The organism is Saccharomonospora saliphila YIM 90502 (assembly GCF_000383795.1).
Lineage (GTDB): Bacteria > Actinomycetota > Actinomycetes > Mycobacteriales > Pseudonocardiaceae > Saccharomonospora > Saccharomonospora saliphila.
Genome location: NZ_KB912682.1, coordinates 1 through 1607, shown reverse-complemented (window position 1 = coordinate 1607; position 1607 = coordinate 1). Strand labels below are relative to the sequence as shown.

2 protein-coding genes and 1 pseudogene are annotated in these 1607 nt (G+C 71.7%); all 3 read left to right on the top strand.

Translation table 11 applies throughout. From position 1 onward, the window contains the following. The coding region (locus SACSA_RS0113980; RefSeq protein ID WP_019816526.1) for an EboA domain-containing protein at positions 1 to 583 on the top strand (583 nt) is incomplete at its 5' end. Beyond that, positions 580 to 1443: a TatD family hydrolase gene (locus SACSA_RS0113975; protein WP_019816525.1), complete on the top strand. Its 864-nt coding sequence runs from the start codon at positions 580 to 582 to the stop codon at positions 1441 to 1443. The genes SACSA_RS0113980 and SACSA_RS0113975, both read left to right, overlap by 4 nt. Positions 1444 to 1445: 2 nt before the next feature. Continuing rightward, a pseudogene (locus SACSA_RS25305) lies at positions 1446 to 1607 on the top strand (metabolite traffic protein EboE); the annotation flags it as partial.

Here is a 1607-nt window from a genome sequence, read left to right as displayed (position 1 = left end):
CGACCCGGCCCGCGTGCGCTCGCTGTTTCCCTCGGTGGGCCGGAAGGTGGGGCGCGGCCCGGTGCGGAGCGGGTCCGATCCGGACGGTCTCGTGCACGGCACCGTGGACGACCACGCGCGGGGCCGCCTGCTCGCGGCGCTGTCCGAGACGCTGGAGCCGACCGCGCTCACCGAGGAGGTCGAGGCCCTCTACCGCTACGGCGACACCGCCGAACGGCGTGGTGTGCTGCGCAACCTGCATCTGCTGCCCACGGCGGACGAGCGGGTCGTCGGCACCGGCCTGAGCCTGGTCGCCGACGCGCTGCGGGCCAACGACACCGGTCTGATCGCCGCCGCGCTCGGACCCTTCTCCGCCGCGTGGCTCGACGCGCACACCTGGCGCCACGGCGTGCTGAAATGCCTGTTCACCGGCGTGCCCACCGCGGTGGTGGCGGGACTGGCCGAGCGTTGCGACGCCGAGCTGGTCCGCATGGTCACCGACTACGTGGCCGAACGCGAGGCGGCGGGACGGCCGGTCCCCGCCGACGCCGAGGCCGTCCTCGCGCTCGGAGCCGGAACACCGGACGGAAAGGACCGTCGATGAGGATCTTCGATCCGCACATCCACATGACCTCGCGCACCACCGACGACTACGAGAACATGTACGCGGCCGGGGTGCGCGCGCTCGTCGAGCCCGCCTTCTGGCTGGGTCAGCCGCGCACGAGCGTGGGTTCGTTCACCGACTACTTCGACGGGCTCGTGGGCTGGGAACGCTTCCGCGCGTCCCAGTTCGGCATCCGCCACCACTGCACGATGGCGCTGAACCCGAAGGAGGCCAACGACCCGCGCTGTGCCGAGGTGCTCGACGTGCTGCCCCGGTACCTGGCCAAGGACGGCGTGGTGGCCGTGGGCGAGGTGGGCTACGACTCGATGACCGAGGCCGAGGAGACCGCCTTCGCCCGCCAGCTCGAACTCGCGCTGGAGCACGAACTGCCGGTACTGGTGCACACCCCGCACCGGGACAAGCTCGCGGGCACCCGGCGGACGCTCGACGTGGTGCGTGAGTCCGGTATCGACCCGGCGCTGGTGGTGGTCGACCATCTCAACGAGGTGACCGTCGGCCCGGTGGCCGAGTCCGGCTGCTGGATGGGCTTTTCCATCTACCCGGACACCAAGATGGACGAGCACCGCATGGTGGCGATCCTGCGGGAGCACGGCACGGAGCGGATGCTGGTCAACTCGGCCGCCGACTGGGGCCGGTCGGACCCGCTCAAGACCTACCGCACCGGGCAGGCGATGCTCGCGGGCGGATTCTCCGAGGCCGATGTCGAGACCGTGCTGTGGGACAACCCGGTGGCCTTCTACGGGCAGAGCGGCAAGCTGATGCTCGACGAGGTGGAGACCTCGGCGCCGACCTCGGAGACCTTCGCGGGGAACTCGGTGCTGCGCGGGGCGAGGGCCTGACCGTGTTGTCCTATTGCACGAACGTGCACCCCGCCGAGGATCTGCCGGGCATCCTCCGCCAGCTCGACACCCACGCGGTGCCGGTCCGCGAGGAGCTCGGCGCCGACACTCTCGGCGTGGGGCTCTGGCTGGCGGGCGGGGTCGCGGCCGGGCTGGCCGCCGAC

Bases quoted from the DNA above. Each gene is read 5' to 3' on its own strand.
- SACSA_RS0113975 (WP_019816525.1), top strand. From the start codon at position 580: ATGAGGATCTTCGATCCGCACATCCACATGACCTCGCGCACCACCGAC.